Origin of the sequence: Dyadobacter sp. CY312, from assembly GCF_021390535.1 — a bacterium.
In the GTDB taxonomy this organism is placed as follows: domain Bacteria; phylum Bacteroidota; class Bacteroidia; order Cytophagales; family Spirosomataceae; genus Dyadobacter.
The window spans coordinates 357,976-374,660 of record NZ_JAJUXG010000009.1 but is presented as its reverse complement, the minus strand read 5'-3'; the positions used below and the strand labels follow the sequence as shown (position 1 = coordinate 374,660).

General features: G+C 43.6%; 11 protein-coding genes. 9 read left to right on the top strand and 2 right to left on the bottom strand.

All coding sequences use genetic code 11. The annotated features are described in order from the left end of the window. Positions 1-22 precede the first annotated feature (22 nt). The 8 genes from LZG71_RS14705 (at position 23) to odhB (ending at position 12,844) form a co-directional block, all read left to right on the top strand. The gene (locus LZG71_RS14705) at positions 23-1,396 is read left to right on the top strand and encodes a lactate utilization protein B (protein ID WP_233821504.1); all 1,374 of its coding nucleotides are present in this window, start codon (positions 23-25) and stop codon (positions 1,394-1,396) included. A 55-nt stretch (positions 1,397-1,451) separates the two neighbouring features. After that, positions 1,452-2,045 (top strand): LUD domain-containing protein, encoded by a 594-nt coding sequence (locus tag LZG71_RS14700; protein WP_233821503.1) that lies wholly within the window; start codon positions 1,452-1,454, stop codon positions 2,043-2,045. A gap of 270 nt (positions 2,046-2,315) precedes the next feature. Beyond that, a complete protein-coding gene (gene cmk, locus LZG71_RS14695) occupies positions 2,316-3,029 on the top strand; it encodes a (d)CMP kinase (protein WP_233821501.1) in 714 nt (237 codons plus the stop codon). Next, the gene (locus LZG71_RS14690; protein WP_233821499.1) at positions 3,026-4,102 is read left to right on the top strand and encodes an FAD-binding oxidoreductase; all 1,077 of its coding nucleotides are present in this window, start codon (positions 3,026-3,028) and stop codon (positions 4,100-4,102) included. The genes cmk and LZG71_RS14690 overlap by 4 nt, the downstream gene beginning before the upstream one ends. A gap of 17 nt (positions 4,103-4,119) precedes the next feature. Continuing rightward, positions 4,120-7,329 (top strand): outer membrane protein assembly factor, encoded by a 3,210-nt coding sequence (locus tag LZG71_RS14685; RefSeq protein ID WP_233821498.1) that lies wholly within the window; start codon positions 4,120-4,122, stop codon positions 7,327-7,329. A gap of 106 nt (positions 7,330-7,435) precedes the next feature. Continuing rightward, positions 7,436-8,356, top strand: a complete 921-nt coding sequence (locus LZG71_RS14680) for a PorP/SprF family type IX secretion system membrane protein (RefSeq protein WP_233821496.1) — start codon at positions 7,436-7,438, stop codon at positions 8,354-8,356. Between the two features lie 110 nt (positions 8,357-8,466). Then, on the top strand, positions 8,467-11,229 hold the full coding sequence (locus LZG71_RS14675; RefSeq protein ID WP_233821494.1) for a 2-oxoglutarate dehydrogenase E1 component: 2,763 nt from the start codon (positions 8,467-8,469) through the stop codon (positions 11,227-11,229). 49 nt (positions 11,230-11,278) lie between these two features. Next, entirely contained in the window at positions 11,279-12,844 is a 1,566-nt protein-coding gene (odhB, locus tag LZG71_RS14670) for a 2-oxoglutarate dehydrogenase complex dihydrolipoyllysine-residue succinyltransferase (protein WP_233821492.1), read from the top strand. Positions 12,845-12,903: 59 nt separating this feature from the next. Here odhB and LZG71_RS14665 read toward each other — a convergent pair whose 3' ends face one another. Together LZG71_RS14665 and dtd are read right to left on the bottom strand one after the other, a co-directional pair. Beyond that, the gene (locus LZG71_RS14665) at positions 12,904-13,230 is read right to left on the bottom strand and encodes a nucleotide pyrophosphohydrolase (RefSeq protein WP_233821490.1); all 327 of its coding nucleotides are present in this window, start codon (positions 13,228-13,230) and stop codon (positions 12,904-12,906) included. A gap of 10 nt (positions 13,231-13,240) precedes the next feature. Next, positions 13,241-13,693: a D-aminoacyl-tRNA deacylase gene (dtd, locus tag LZG71_RS14660; RefSeq protein ID WP_233821488.1), complete on the bottom strand. Its 453-nt coding sequence runs from the start codon at positions 13,691-13,693 to the stop codon at positions 13,241-13,243. Between the two features lie 306 nt (positions 13,694-13,999). Between dtd and LZG71_RS14655 the strand changes: the two genes are divergently transcribed. Next, entirely contained in the window at positions 14,000-16,531 is a 2,532-nt protein-coding gene (locus LZG71_RS14655; RefSeq protein WP_233821486.1) for a zinc-dependent metalloprotease, read from the top strand. The last annotated feature ends 154 nt before the right edge of the window (positions 16,532-16,685 follow it).

Here is a 16,685-nt window from a genome sequence, read left to right as displayed (position 1 = left end):
TTATCTAATTGTTAAGAGAGGTATGTCAAAGTTAACAATGGACCATGCAAGTGCTTCGGAAGTGTTCAATGCGGATGAGCCATATGTAAATTGGCACGATGAAACTTTGTGGTTTGTGCGCCATAAAAGAGATAAATCTTCCAAACAATTGCCTGAATGGGAAGAATTGAGGGAGACTGCATCCAGTATTAAACATTATGTGTTATCGCACATGGATGGCCTTCTTGAAAATTTTGAAAGAAAGGCAAAAGAGAACGGTGTACATGTTCACTGGGCATCAGACGCTGCCGAACATAATGAGATTGTACTCGGCTTGCTCAAACAGCACAAAATCGACCGGATGGTGAAAAGCAAATCGATGCTTACCGAAGAATGTCACATGAATGATTTTCTGATTAAAAACGGAATTGAAGTCATTGATACAGATCTGGGCGAACGAATTGTTCAACTTCGCAACGAGCCTCCCAGCCATATTGTTCTTCCTGCCATCCATTTAAAAAAGAAGGATATAGGCGATCTTTTTCACGAACATCTGGGAACGGAAGCCGGGGCAACGGATCCGCAATATCTCACAGAAGCAGCAAGGCAGCATTTGCGCGACAAATTTCTTACGCGCCGTGCGGCTTTAACAGGCGTCAATTTCGCGGTAGCCGAAACAGGCGGCTTTGTAGTGAGTACCAACGAAGGAAATGCCGACATGGGTGCGCATCTTGCCGACATACATATTGCATGTATGGGTTTTGAAAAGATTATTCCCAAACAGGAGCACTTGGGCGTATTTCTCCGTTTGCTTGCCAGAAGTGCAACCGGTCAGCCTATTACCACATACAGCAGCCACTTTAAGAAACCCAGGGAAGGGCAGGAGATGCATATTATCATTGTAGATAATGGCAGAAGCACCCAACTCGGTCGTGAGGATTTTCGTAATTCATTAAAATGTATCCGCTGCGGTGCATGTATGAACACCTGTCCGGTTTACAGACGCAGCGGTGGACACAGTTATCACAATGCGGTAGCAGGTCCCATCGGTTCTATTCTTGCGCCAAATCTGGACATGACCAAAAATGCGGATCTGCCTTTTGCGAGTACTTTGTGCGGAAGCTGTTCTAATGTTTGTCCGGTTAAAATAGACATTCATGACCAGCTATATAAATGGAGGCAGGTTCTTGTAAAGCAGGGGCATGTTCCAAAAGGTAAGGAAATGGGTATTAAGGCGATGTCGATGGTGTTGTCGCAGCCAAGGTTCTATCAATGGTCGGGGAAACTGGGGAGGGCTGTTATGCGTGCTGTTCCGTTTGTTGTCAACAACGATCTGAATCCCTGGTTTAAGCAGCGTGATATGCCTGAACCACCCAAGGAGAGTTTCCGTGACTGGTATGTTCGCAACCGAAAATAGGTTGATATTAAATTTTAATTTGCATCACGTTATGCGTGAATTATCTGATATATAAATGAGTGCAAGGGAGAAAATACTTAAGCAGATCAGGCTGAACAAACCGGCAGAAACATTGTTGCCTGAGAAGATCGATTTCGACAGTAACTTTATTGATACCGAGACGAAGTTTACAGAATCGCTGGCAGCGGTATATACAGAAGTAATTGTTGTCTCGAATCCCGATGATTTAAGACAAAAGGTAAAGGAAATGTATGCCGGCGTGGTAAATCGCGCTACCACCATTCCTGAACTTTCGGATTGGGCAGATTTTAGTCTGAATATATCAGATCCGCATGACCTGGAAACAATCGAATTGGCGATACTAAGGGCAGAATTTGGTGTGGCAGAAAATGGGGCGATCTGGATTTCGGATAACCATTTGCCACATCGCGCATTACCATTTATTACTCAAAATCTTGCGTTTGTAATTCCACGCAAAAGCATCGTAGGTAATATGCATGATGCTTACAAGATATTAGCAGATACCACTGGTTGGGGATGTTTTATTTCGGGTCCCTCGAAAACGGCGGATATTGAGCAATCACTCGTGATAGGTGCGCATGGAGCCAGGAGCCTTGTAGTATTTCTGCTTGAAGAAAGTGAAAAGTAAAATAGGTAACTTTAGTAATTGTGCCTGGTAACCCGACTGGCAGTATTGAGGCAATTTTTCATTAATTAAAAAAAAGTCTTCGGTAGATTGGACTTTCCTCTATTTTTGCAACATGCGTATGAGCGTGTTGAATTCTGTGTTTTATAGATCAAAAGCCGAACTGTCTGTGATGCAGACAAATACTTGTTTGGTAATATAATTTAGCATCCGTTCTGCACATTTAATTTTATATGAGGCCTCATGATGGCCCGGTTAAATTGCCAGACTTTTATGCCAAAAATAATTGTTGCTATCGATGGTTACTCCAGCTGTGGTAAAAGCACAACTGCCAAACTGGTTGCCAAGCAACTTAATTACCCCTATATAGACACCGGTGCAATGTATAGGGCAGTTACATTATATTTTATCCAGAATCACATCAGTGGTACCAATCCCAAAGAGGTTGAAAATGCGCTTGCTCAAATCCAGATTTCATTTAGAAGACATCCGGAACTTGGAAGAAACGATACGTACCTGAATGGTCTCAATGTAGAGGATGAGATCAGAAAGATGTACGTATCTGAAAAAGTAAGTGATGTAAGTGCTATTGCGGAAGTAAGGCATGCACTGGTTGCGCAGCAGCAGCGAATGGGAAGGGCACGTGGCATTGTAATGGATGGCCGTGATATTGGAACAGTCGTTTTTCCACAGGCAGAACTCAAAATTTTCATGACTGCCGATCCTTTGATACGCGCGCAGCGCAGGCAACAGGAACTCATGGAAAAGGGAGAGCTGATTGGTCTGGCAGAGATCGCTGAAAATCTTAAGATGCGTGATCATATAGACACCCACCGTGCTGAAAGTCCGTTGAGGCAAGCAGCAGATGCCGTTTACATCGATAACTCATTAATGACACTCGACGAACAGGTTGAGCTTGTCGTAAGATTGGCAGATGCCCGCATTACATCTTCACTTCGTAGTCGGGAAATAAACAGAACTAAATGAGTGAAATAGCTCCTGATTTTGATTACCTGGTCATTGGCCATGGCATAGGTGGATTGTCTGTTGCCTGGCATCTGGAAAAAGCCGGCAAAACATTTCACATCGTTGGTAGTTCATCGGCACCGAGCTCTTCAAGGGTTGCTGCCGGAATTTTAAATCCGCTTACCGGAAGAAAACTGGTTAAAACCTGGCTTGCCGACGACCTTTTTCCATATGCGAAGAAATTCTATACTGAATTGGAAGACCGGCTGGATGCGCATTTTTTTTATCCATTATCTGTGTACAGACCCTATAGGTCGGTAGAAGAGCAAAACAATTACATTGCTCAATCCGCGGATGAAGCAATTGCAGGTTATATAGGTGGAGGTGAGAAGCAGGATCGTATTGCTTCGTATATCAATATGGAGTTTGGTGGTTTGGAAGTAATTGGAGCAGGCTGGGTGGATCTGCCATTGTTACTTGATAAAAGTAAGGCCCATTTTACCCAAACCAATCGTTACATTGAAGCCACTTTTGATTTTCATCATCTGAATCTTTCCGGTTCTGTTGTAGAATGGAATGGCAACAGGTATGGAAGAATCATTTTATGTCAGGGTTTTGCGGCTGTGAGTGACCCGGTTTTCGACTGGCTTCCGTTTGCGCCTGTTAAAGGTCAGTTGCTCGAAATAGAAACGGAACAGGAAATGGAGCCCTGTGTTGTGAACCAGGGCATATTTATTCTGCCCGTTGTTAAAAACAAAGCGAAGGTTGGTGCAACGTATTCCTGGGATAAATTGGACTGGGCTGTGACGCACGAGGCAACGGCGGAGCTTGAAGAAAAATTGAAAATGCTTTTAAAAATTCCATATAAAATTACCGCAGAAACCGCAGGAATAAGACCCTCTGTCAAGGACCGCAGACCGCTTATCGGTACGCATCCGGTTCGTCAGAATGTGTGTATTTTTAATGGTTTAGGAACAAAAGGAGTCACTCTGGCGCCCTTTTTTGCAAACCAGTTTATCGAACATTTGGAAAACAATAAAGAATTGAATCCGTTAGTGAATATTCAGCGGTATTTTTCGTTATATTTCCATTGAAGTAAGCCTAAGTATTTATGAAGATAAAATTTCTATTTTTATTAGCCGTACCAGTAAATCTTATAGCGATTTTGGGGTTGAATACGGACGCATCGGCTCAGAGATATCCATCTCAGGAAACCTTTGGCAAAAACCGTGTCCAATATAAAACCTTCAACTGGAAAATCTTCAAGACCACCAATTTCGAGATTTATCATTACCAGGGTGGGGCTGATCTAGCGAAACTTACCGCCCAGTATGCTGAAAGTGAGTTCGATAAAATAACTGACGTACTAGGCTGGACTCCCTATAACCGCGTTAAAATATTTCTATACAATTCTCCCGCAGAGCTCGAACAGAGTAACATGGGTTTGTCTACGATGGATAATCGTGATGACGAGAAGCTCGATCTTGCTCAATCCAGAGTAGAGATTGCCTACACAGGTGATCAGATTGGTTTCCGCAAAAAGCTGGTGAACGATGTGAGTTTACTTTTTGTATACGACATGCTGTACGGCGGAAACATGAAAGAGGCCCTTCAAAGCTCGTTGCTTTTGACTTTGCCGGAATGGTTTATGTCAGGAACTGCTGCCTATATTTCGGAAGGCTGGTCGCCGGAGTTGAACGATTACATGCGTGATTTTTTCAAAAACCGCAATGTCAGAAAACCCACCTTGCTTTCAGGAAATGATGCTAAACTGATAGGTCATTCAATTTGGAATTACATTGCAGAGCGCTACGGTAAAGACAAAATATCGGACATATTAAACCTGACCCGAATCATACGTACGGAGCAGACAAGTATTACGAGTACACTTGGAGTTCCCTCTTACAATCGTTTTCTACGTGATTGGAGAGCCTATTATCTTGATCAGAATAAAAATGCAGAACAGCATTATACCGAGGCGCAGCCCAGCTGGAAAATCAAATTGAATGAATACAACGGTGCGGAAGCGGGAGCTGTTGTCAAGATTTCTCAGGACAAAAAGTTTACTGCTGTTAGTGAAATCAAAAACAGCCGTTACCGGGTATACGTTGTTGACAGTGAGACGGGTTCCAAAAAAGTTATACGTCAGGGTAAATCAGACCAGATCGGTTCCAAGATGAGCAGCCAGCCTCCACTTTTGGGTTGGGCAAAGAATAATACACTTTTTATCATGGCTTCGGAAAGCGGACGTAAGAATTTGTACGTTTACGAGAACATTGGTACCAAAAAAGTGAAGGTGAAATTGAGGAAGAACATCAGAGGGTTGGACCAGATCGTGGATATGGACGTATCTCATGATGGTACCATGCTGGCTGTGAGTGGGGATAGGGCCGGAAGAAACGATATTTATCTGATTAGTGTGGCAAGGGCGTCAGCTTTGCCGCTCACAAGTGATCTTTTCGACGATTTTTCTCCGCGTTTTATTCAGGGCTCTTCAAGAAAGCTGGTATTTGCCTCTAACAGACCAGTGGATTCTTTGGGAACCACAAAAGGAGACTACAAAACGATCAATAGCCCCATATCCCTCTTTGAACACGACGGTACACCGAAAACCGGTGAGGTGAAGTTGCTGCTTAAAGGAGATGGTAAGACAAAAGTTGCTCCAATTTATGCGGACGCAAATGAAGTATTTTATCTTTCAGATGGTAAGGGAGTATCCAATGTGTTCAAACTGACCAGGGCCTCGGAAGGTAGCACGCAGCTAACTAATTACATACATAGTATAAAAAGTGCTGATGTTCATGTTAAGTCGGGCGGAGCTTTGGCATATACTTATTTATATGATGGGCACAATACTGTGGCATTGAAAAACGGATTTGACACAAATGCCGCATTAAATACTCCGGCGCTCGGTTCCATTGATGCACCCGCAGCCGGTACTCCTGATGCGACGGCCGCAATTCCCGATACCAATGCCGCAAAACAAACAGTTGCTCCTGCGTTGGTGTTGAAGGAAGGTGAGGTGGATACGGACAATTATCAGTTTGACGAAGATGTCTTGAAAGGATTCGAGTCGAGGCAGCGTCGTGGCGCACTTTCCGGAACAGCGGGAGTTTTGTCCAGAACGAAACCTACCAGAGAAAATATCAGTATCAAAGGGCCATATCCTTACAAAGGGCTGTTCATTACAAATGACGCAACCTCCGATTGGAGAGTTGATCCGATCAGAGGTTTTGGGTACGCTCAGTCGCTATCTATGAATGACCTTCTCGAAAACCACGTTATCAAAGCAGGATTCTTTATCTCCTCCAATTTTAGAAATAGTGATCTGTTTGCTGAGTACAACAACAACACTTATCGGATAGATTTTGGTCTTCGGATAGACAGAAGAGCGCTCTATGCGAATGTGGAGAACTACCCGCAGAAATACCGTTACAATCAGGTGACTTTTTCTGCTTCCTATCCATTCTCAAATACAAGCCGTATTACTTTGTCCCCGATGTTTAGTTCAACGAGGCTGATTGATATGGTAATTCTTCAAAACCCTGACCTGACGTCTAATTATGGAGGACTTCGAAGCGAATATGTATTCGATAATACGAAGGTGAATGGGATGAATATGATGGAAGGAACGCGTTTCAAGATACGTTTTGATATGCAGGCCGGGTTAACATCTTCCAATGAGAGTTTCAATCGCCTGAGTCTTGATTTTCGTCATTACCAAAAAATTCACAGAGACCTGATTCTCGCCATACGTGCTTCCGGAAGTCACTCTGCCGGAAAAGCGCCGAAGCAAAACATCATGGGTGGAATGGAGAATTGGATCGGTAATAAAAAAGACGGCCGTGCTCAGAATGATGCGCTTGCTTTTGGTCCTGGTGTTGACAACCGTGATATCTTCTTTGCCGATTTTGCGACCAATCTGAGAGGCTTTAATCTGAACAGATTGTCGGGTACAAGTTATATGTTACTGAATGCCGAACTCAGAATTCCGCTGATTAAATACCTTTACCGGGGTTCAATTACGTCCAGTTTCCTTAGAAATTTCCAGGTGGTTGGCTTTGGGGACATCGGTACTGCATGGACTGGTAAAGGTCCGTTCAGCGAGAACAGTAGTTTAAACACCACCATTATCGGTGCTGATGGAGACACCTACCGCGCAACTGTAACTACGTATAAAAATCCTTACCTGTCAGGATACGGAGTAGGAGCAAGAACGACATTATTTGGCTTCTATGTGAAGTTTGACTATGCCTGGGGAGTTGATAACGGATCAACAAACAAAGCGATTCCGTACTTTACACTGGGATATGATTTTTAATGATTTTAGCCAAAAGATGTAAACTCGCAATGGCTTGAAATGGCAGGGGATTAGTCCCGTGCCATTTTTAATGATGATTACTTTGAATTACGAACAATATTAAGAAATGATAAAGCACTGCCACCTGAAGAAGTTACTTTTTGTATCCCTGTTTTTCCTGACTTACGATTACAGCTTTGGACAGAGAGAAGTGCTATTTGAACAGTATGTGCAAAATCCGATGGCGATTAATCCAGCTTTTACAGGTGCCAGGGAGACTTTCAACATGACTGCAATGTTCCGCCGGAAGTGGTTCAATATTCAAAATTCTCCGTCAAGCCAGACCTTTGCTGCGGACGGTTCGTTTGGGAATGGGAAATTTGGTGCAGGTTTTCAGGCGCTAAATGACCAGACCAGTTACTTCACTACCACAGCTCTTTCCGCAAGTTTCGCGTATCACCTGGGAATCTCGGATGTATGGAAATTGTCTTTCGGAGGGCAAGGCGGGATCAATGTTCTTCCGGTTTCTGACTTTTCTTCGAGGAGCTACAACCGCGCTTTGGGTAGTTTTGGTGTAGGTGCATGGCTTCGTTCTGAACAATTTTATTTCGGAGTTTCAAAACCTGAGGTTTTATCCCACAGTTTTGGTGATCAGGTAATTGGTGCATTTTACCGCCGACCATTATATATTATGACGGGTGGAAGTTATGATTTGGCAGAGGATATTATGCTGTTGCCTCATGCGCTGGTTGTACAGGAAAAGGACCATAAACTTCGTCTTGATTTAGGTGCCCGGGTCTGGTTTAGTGAAAAGGTAGGCATAGGCGCTTCATATCGTATGGGTGGAGGGGCCAACGCATTTTCAAATTCTGGCATCAATTTTCTACAAATTTCAGGAGAAGTTCAGGTCGGAAAAAATGTGAGGCTCGGTTATTTTTATAATTCCAAGCAGGTGGAGCAAATCTTTACCACTTACACAGGACCGCAGGGAGTACACGAGCTGATGTTGAAATTTGTTCCGAATCCCAACGGTTTTCAGAAGTATTAAGTATATGTTAAAATGAGTATAGTTTTGGGTAAAGTTAATAGGCAGTTTTATGTGTTTTGTTTACATAAGTCTCTTAACTTTGTCCGGTAAATGAAATAATCACATTTGTGATGGATAAATACACGTATATAGCAAATTCCGACGGCGCTTATATTGAGGATTTATATAATTCCTATAAGCAAGATTCAGCTTCGGTAGACGAAGGCTGGCAAAAGTTTTTTGAGGGATATGATTTCTCTCAAAAGTACCCAGAAACGGGTAATGGACACACAAATGGTGCGGTCAATGGTAAGGAATCTGCTACTGCAGGGAAGGTTGATCCAGCTCGTATCCGGAAGGAAATGGAAGTGGTTCATCTTATTCGTGGTTATAGGTCAAGAGGGCACCTTTTGGCCACTACGAACCCAATTAAAAAGAGAAAAGATCGTCAGCCGCAACTTGAAATTACGGATTTCAATTTGGGTATAGAAGATCTTGATTCTGTTTTTGAGGCAGGTGTGGAAGTTTTTGGCCGTCCGGCGTCTCTTCGGGAGATTGTGGATTCGCTGAAAACTATATATACAAAAAATATCGGTTTTGAATACCTGTATATACGCGACAGAGAGCAAAAAAGCTGGCTTCGTAAAAAGATAGAAAAGGAAGCATTGGATATGAAATTCTCTATCGAAGAGAAAAAGCATATTCTTTCCAAATTGAATGAAGCTGTCGTTTTCGAAAACTTCCTGCACACCAAATATCTGGGGCAGAAAAGATTCTCGCTGGAAGGTGGAGAGACCACAATACCTGCATTGGACGCGCTGATTAACAAGGCTGCGGAAATGGGCGTTGCGGAGGTTATGATCGGGATGGCACACAGAGGACGTCTGAATGTACTTGCCAATGTGATGCAGAAAACCTACGGACAAATTTTCAATGAGTTTGAAGGAAATTTGCCGGATCAGGTTTGGGGAGATGGTGACGTGAAATACCATATGGGATTTGCGAGCCAGATTACTGCCGAAAACGGACAAAAGGTGCATTTGAAATTGGCGCCGAACCCGTCTCACCTGGAAGCTGTAAATCCGGTTGTTGAAGGTTACATACGGGCTCGTGCCGATGCAATGTATGAAAGCGATTACGACCGTGTACTTCCTATCCTTATTCATGGTGATGCCGCGGTTGCAGGCCAGGGAATTGTGTATGAGGTTACTCAGATGTCTGGTTTGAACGGATACTACACTGGCGGAACAATTCATTTTGTAATAAACAACCAGGTTGGTTTTACTACGGACTTTGAAGACGCAAGATCTAGTATTTACTGTACGGATATTGCTAAGATCGTAGATGCGCCTGTACTTCACGTAAATGGAGATGATCCGGAATCGGTGGTGTTCTGTATGCGCCTGGCGGTTGAGTATCGTCAGAAGTTTAATAAGGACATATTTATTGATATGGTCTGCTACCGTCGTCACGGACACAACGAAGCAGACGAACCGAAATTTACGCAGCCTGTATTATACAAGGCTATTGAAAACCATTTGAACCCTCGTGAGATTTACCAGAAAGTGCTGGTAGAACGTGGTGATGTGGATGCACAGCTTGCTGTAAATATGGATAAGGAGTTCAAGCAGCTACTGCAGGAACGCCTTGACATGGTGAAGCAGAAAGCGCTTCCTTACATCATGCCTAAGCTTGAACAGGATTGGCATACGCTTCGCAAGGCTGTTGCCGCAGATTTTGAAAAATCTGTGGAGACAGGTGTTCCTTTGGAAATTCTCGAAAAAGTAGGGAAGGCGCTAATTAAAACACCTGAGGGTTTCACAAGGCTTAAGCAGATTGATAAATTGCTCAAGGATCGTGAGCAAATGATCTTTGATAAAAAGGAGGTAAACTGGGCAACAGCTGAATTGCTTGCTTATGGTTCTCTTTTAGCCGAAGGTAATATTGTACGTTTAAGCGGCCAGGATGTACAGCGTGGTACGTTCTCTCACCGTCATGCTGTTTTGCACGATGTGGAAACGAATTATTCTTACAATAGTCTTGCACATATTGAAGAAGGCCAGGGACCATTTATGATCTATAACTCGCTTTTGTCTGAGTACGCGGTACTAGGCTTTGAGTTTGGATACTCCATGGCTAATCCAAAAGCTTTGGTAATCTGGGAAGCACAATTTGGTGATTTTGCCAATGGTGCTCAGGTTGTGATTGATCAGTTCATTTCTTCAAGCGAAACAAAATGGGATCGTTGGAATGGATTGGTAATGCTGTTACCACACGGTTATGAGGGCCAAGGACCAGAACACTCGAATGCACGTCCTGAAAGATATCTGCAACTTTCGGCAAATTATAATATGATCGTTGCCAACGTTACTACGCCGGCTAACTTTTTCCATATTATGCGCCGTCAGCTGAAATCTCAGTTCAGAAAGCCATTGATCATCATGTCGCCTAAGTCGATGTTGCGCCATCCACTTTGTGTTTCTCCTATCGACAGCCTTGTTAACGGTAGTTTCCAGGAGACAATAGGTGATAGCTATGCTGATCCGAAAAAAGTTAAAAAGGTTCTTCTGTGTACCGGAAAGCTGTACTATGAGCTATATGAAAAGCAGCAGGCGGAGAAACGTGATGACGTTGCCATCATTCGTTTGGAACAAATGCATCCTTTCCCACAGAGCCAGATTGATGCGCATTTGAGTAAATACAAAAACGCAAAGGTTTATTGGGTACAGGAAGAGCCGTTTAATATGGGAGGCTGGACTTTCATGCTGAGAATGTACAAAGGTGCTAATCCATTGCAAGTGATTGCTCGTGAGTCGAGTGCTTCACCTTCGACCGGATTCTCCAAAATCCATTCAAAAGAGCAGGCAGAAATTCTTACAAGAGCTTTTGAATAACTATCAAGAAAAATAAGACACTTAATCCGATAACAAGATTGCAGATAAAATGGCTGAAATTGAAATAAAAGTACCGCCCGTTGGCGAGTCTATTACCGAAGTGACTATAGGAAACTGGTTCAAAAATGATGGGGATTTTGTGAAGATGGATGAGGTCATTTGCGGACTTGATTCGGATAAAGCAACTTTTGAATTAACTGCGGAAGCAGAAGGTGTTTTACATATTAAGGCGCAGGAAGGCGATACGCTGAGTATCGGTGATCTGATTGCCACCATTGATTCTTCTGCAAGTGCAGCTGCTCCGGCAGATGCAGCACCTAAGGAGGAAGCTCCCGCACCAGTTGCGGAGGAGCCTGCAAAGGCTGAGGAAAAAGCTGAGACTCCTGCACCGGCAGCTGCCTCGGGTAAATCCTACGAGATGAAGGTTCCTGCTGTTGGAGAGTCGATAACGGAAGTTACGATTGCTTCATGGAGCAAAAAAGACGGAGATTACGTAGAATTGGACGAGATTCTTTGCGAGTTGGAATCAGATAAGGCAACTTTCGAATTGCCTTCGGAAGCAAGCGGTACCCTGCGGATCGTTGGAAAAGAAGGAGATACGCTGGCTATCGGTGCACTGATTTGTACAATAGAACAAGGTGTTTCATCAGGCAGTGCTGCTTCAACTCCTGCTCCGGCACCCGCAGTTTCTTCGGGGTCTGCTGATAAAGGTAGTGTAGAAAAACATGCTTCTCCGGTAGCGGCAAAAATACTTGCTGAAAAAGGAATAGATGTAAAAGATGTGAATGGCTCAGGAGCAGGCGGTCGCGTAATGAAAGATGACGCGCTTAAAGCGGGAAGCAAGCCTGCTGAGGCTGCGAAACCTGCACCTGCGAAACCAGCTGCTGCACCCGCAGCACCAGTTGCACCGGGTTCACGCAATCAGCGTCGTGAAAAAATGTCTTCACTTCGTAAGACAATCGCACGTCGTTTGGTAGCAGTTAAAAATGAAACCGCCATGTTGACCACATTCAATGAGGTTGATATGAAGCCCGTTATGGACTTGCGCGGTAAGTTTAAAGATAAATTCAAAGAGAAACATGAAGTGGGTTTAGGCTTTATGTCTTTCTTCGTGAAAGCCGTAACAGTTGCCTTGAAAGATTTCCCTGGCGTTAATGCATCTATTGACGGAGAAGAAATTGTATTCAACGACTTCGCTGATGTTTCCGTGGCGGTATCTACTCCGAGAGGATTGGTGGTTCCTGTTATCAGAAATGCAGAGGGACTTTCTTTCGCTGCTATTGAGAAGGAAATCGTTCGTTTGGCAGTACGTGCCCGTGATGGTAAACTTGGCTTGGACGAAATGTCTGGCGGAACATTCACGATCACAAATGGTGGTACATTCGGCTCTATGTTGTCGACTCCGATCATCAACGCGCCGCAGTCTGCTATTTTAGGAATGCATAACATTGTTGAGAGAGCAGTCGTAGTTGACGGACAAATCGTAATTCGTCCAATCATGTATCTTGCGCTTTCATACGATCACCGTATCATTGATGGTAAGGATTCTGTAAGTTTCCTTGTTAGGGTGAAACAATTGTTGGAAGATCCTATGCGTCTGCTTTTGGATATGTAGTCAAATATTTGATAAATTTAAGCCCGTCTCATCAACGGGCTTTTTTTGTTTTAGATCATCTATTTCAACTTCTCATTCTCTTTATGCCGGTCCTTATCACGTCCGGTTTTTTTAGCCATATTTTTTTCAAAAGCTTCTGTCAGATTAATACCAGTCTGATTAGCCAGACAGATTAGTACCCAAAGAACATCAGCCATTTCATCTCCCAGATCTTTTCCCAAATCTGATTTTTTAAACGACTGATCTCCATAAGTGCGGGCCATAATTCTGGCCAGTTCTCCCACTTCTTCTGTAAGGATGGTCATGTTTGTCAATTCTGAAAAATAACGTACACCGTAAGTTTTGATCCAGTTGTCTACTTCGCTCTGTGCTTCTTCAATAGTCATGAGATGTGATTTATATTCTGTTTTTTGAATCGATGATGATGGTGACAGGGCCGTCGTTGAGTAATGATACTTTCATATCCGCCCCAAATTTCCCGCATGCGATTGTTTTTCCCAATTCTTTTTCAAGAAATCCAATCATTTGTTCATACAACGGAACGGCAACTTCTGGTCTTGCCGCTTCAATGAAAGATGGTCGGTTACCCTTCTTTGTACTTGCATGTAGTGTAAACTGACTGATCAATAGAATATCTCCCTTTACTGCTGTCAGGTCCAGATTCATCTTTCCTTCCTCGTCGCCAAAAACGCGGAGTCCGATAATTTTTTTTCCAAGCCATTCCACATCTTCCGTAGAGTCGGTATGTGTTACCCCGAGCAAAACCAGGAACCCATTTCCAATGGAACCATGTATCGTTCCATCTATGGTTACCGATGCTTCACTCACCCTCTGTATTATTGCTATCATTTTCTCAAAATCGTATGGTTAGTAATCGTGCTCCGGCAAATATTATTTCACTATATATAGATTAATCATTAAAAAACGGATCAATGTGAGCTAATGTGCCAAATAAATGACAGGGAATGGTTTCAACGTTGAAATATTGGTAAATATGTCTTTAAATTGAGAAACCGTATCATCCCTTCGGAGTGTAAAAGTAATAGCAATGAACAACAATGTCAGAAGCAGGTCATCTATTTTGCACTTCTGATTTAAACAGTTTCAGTGCTATTTTTAGAAGTATGCTGTCGTAAATAACATCTCGTTCTGATAATGAATATAAACTACAAATTCTTAGCTGTATTAATTGCTGCCGGAAATATTGGCTACGCACAAAGTCAGAGTGGCTCGACCGGTAATGTGAAGTCCCAAAGTACTTCTGTCGCCAGTATAGCCTCTGTGACTGAAAATCTGAAAAAGCACGAAGGTTTTTTTAATTTTTATTATGATGAGAAAACCGGAAAGGTATTGCTGGAAATAGATAAAATGGATCAGGAGTTCCTTTATTTTTCTTCTCTTTCCAATGGAGTGGGAAACGGCGGACCTGAGCGTGGCCAGGCTTCTTCCGCTATTGCAAAGTTTGTGAAAGTCGGAGCGAAAGTACTTTTGATAGAACCTGTTTACAATTACAGGGCCATCACAGAAAACAGGGATGAAATCAAGTCTGTGGAGAGTTCCTTTGCCAAGTCTGTGATCTGGGGCTTTACGCCGGTAGCGACGGATGGAAATAAAACACTCATAGATCTTACTCCTTTCATAGTCCGCGACAGTCAGAATATGGCAGCTCGTTTAGGTGTACGCGGATCGCTTGGACCGGTCAGCGTGCAGCCCGTTAGCAACGGCGGGACTTACAGAATGGACGATTCGCGTTCTGTGGTGTACATTGAGAATACTAAGAATTTTCCTAAAAATACTGAATTTGAAGCGCTGATTACTTTTACGGGCGGAGCACCTGGTGGTGGGAGAGGTCCTGGTCTGGCTCCTGATCCCGGAGCGGTTAGTGTTAACATGCACCAGTCTTTTGTGGAGTTACCCGACGCAAATTACAAATCAAGACGATTTGATGCCCGTTCCGGATTTGGAATGTTTAGCTATATGGATTTTTCGGCACCTATGACAGAACCCATTGTGAAGCGCTTTATTCGACGACACCGTCTTGAAAAGAAGAACCCCGGAGCGGCAGTGAGCGAAGCGGTGAAGCCAATCGTCTATTACATTGACCGTGGTGCACCAGGTCCGGTAAAGAAGGCTTTGATAGACGGGGGAGCTTATTGGAATGAATCATTTGAAGCAGCAGGCTTTAAGAATGCCTTTATCGTGAAGGAATTGCCAGAGGGCGTGGACCCGATGGATATTCGTTATAATGTTGTGAACTGGATCAATCGCTCAGGCAGTCCAAGGGGATTTTCTTTCGGTTCTTCTTTTATTGATCCAAGAACTGGAGAGATCATGAAGGGAGTGGTTACGTTAGGCTCCGACCGGCACCGCCAGGATTATCTGATCGCAGAAGGATTGTTACAACCTTATGAGGAGGGAAAGCCAGTTCCCAAGGAAATGGAGGAATTGGCGCTTGCCCGTATTCGCCAGCTATCAGCACATGAAATAGGCCACACACTGGGCTTCAACCACAACTTTGCTGCGAGCCCAAAAGACAGAGGTTCTGTGATGGATTATCCATTCCCACGTTTTTCGTTGAAACCAGATGGAAAAATAGAAATTTCGGATTCGTACGGTAAGGGAATTGGTAGCTGGGATACCAGGGCGGTGATGTGGGGATATACTGAGTTCCCAAAAGGTGCGGATGAGGAAGCAGGTCTTGAAAAGATTATGCAGGAAACTTTAAAGCAGGGACATATTTATATTCCGGATATTGGAGGAAATGCGCATCCTACTTCGCATCAATGGGATGACGGTTCCAATCCAATTGACCAGATGACGAATATCATGGCTGTCAGAAAGAAGATACTGGATAATTTTTCAGAAAAAGCAATTCGTGATGGTGAACCTATGGCGACACTGGAAGAGGTGCTTGTACCGATGTACCTGCTTCATCGATATCAGATTGAAGCGGTTGCCAAATCCGTTGGTGGCCTGTATTTCACACATGCGGTAAAGAATGATGGACAGGTTGTGACACGCATGGTTGAGCCCAAGGAACAATGGAGAGCTTTGGAATCATTGTTAGGGACCATCACACCGGAAGCACTGGCATTACCGCAAGGTTTGATCCAAAAAATTCCTCCGCGCCCATCAGGATACCCTGCTGGCTTGGAAACCTTTACAAGCCGTACCGGACCAACATTTGACCCGGTTGCGGCCGCTGAGACTGCGGCAGGTACTACACTGTCGTATTTGCTTGATTCACAAAGGGCAGCGCGACTGATAGAATATAATGCAAGAGACAGCAAGCAGCCGGGTTTTATGCCAGTGGTGGACAGAATCCTGGAGAAAACCTGGAAGGCACCTTTGCAGACCGGTTACAAAGGCGAGCTTCACACCTTGGTTAATAACCTTTCCTTAAAGTATCTTCTTCGACTTGCGGCGGATACCAAGGCTCCTGAGAGCGTCAGGGGAGAGGCATTACTTAAAGTGGATGAGTTGGAAAAATGGATGAAGGGAAAGGTGGCTAATGCAGGTGCAAAGCAGAAAGCAAATATTCTTTTCGGGTTGTCTCAGATCGAAGAATTTAGTAAAAATCCAGAGAAATTCCAGCCAGCATCGCCACTAGACATGCCTCCGGGAGCACCGATTATGGGAAATATGGATTTTCTGAATTGTTCCGGCGGTTTATCGGAATGGAAATGAGTTAAATTAAAACAAGGTATAATTTTGGTCGGTCTGTTCAGTTTAAGTTTTACTGAACAGACTGATTTTATTTTTAAGATAAGGACAGAGCTTATCATAGTAAAAACAGAATTGAAAAGATGTCCGGATTAAGATATATTTGATACCGGCTTCC

Coding starts and splice junctions, on each gene's coding strand:
- LZG71_RS14705 (WP_233821504.1), top strand. CDS start 23: ATGTCAAAGTTAACAATGGACCATGCAAGTGCTTCGGAAGTGTTCAAT.
- dtd (WP_233821488.1), bottom strand. CDS start 13,693: ATGATAGCAATAATACAGAGGGTGAGTGAAGCATCGGTAACCATAGAT.
- LZG71_RS14690 (WP_233821499.1), top strand. CDS start 3,026: ATGAGTGAAATAGCTCCTGATTTTGATTACCTGGTCATTGGCCATGGC.
- LZG71_RS14665 (WP_233821490.1), bottom strand. CDS start 13,230: ATGACTATTGAAGAAGCACAGAGCGAAGTAGACAACTGGATCAAAACT.
- LZG71_RS14675 (WP_233821494.1), top strand. CDS start 8,467: ATGGATAAATACACGTATATAGCAAATTCCGACGGCGCTTATATTGAG.
- LZG71_RS14655 (WP_233821486.1), top strand. CDS start 14,000: ATGAATATAAACTACAAATTCTTAGCTGTATTAATTGCTGCCGGAAAT.
- odhB (WP_233821492.1), top strand. CDS start 11,279: ATGGCTGAAATTGAAATAAAAGTACCGCCCGTTGGCGAGTCTATTACC.
- cmk (WP_233821501.1), top strand. CDS start 2,316: ATGCCAAAAATAATTGTTGCTATCGATGGTTACTCCAGCTGTGGTAAA.
- LZG71_RS14680 (WP_233821496.1), top strand. CDS start 7,436: ATGATAAAGCACTGCCACCTGAAGAAGTTACTTTTTGTATCCCTGTTT.
- LZG71_RS14685 (WP_233821498.1), top strand. CDS start 4,120: ATGAAGATAAAATTTCTATTTTTATTAGCCGTACCAGTAAATCTTATA.
- LZG71_RS14700 (WP_233821503.1), top strand. CDS start 1,452: ATGAGTGCAAGGGAGAAAATACTTAAGCAGATCAGGCTGAACAAACCG.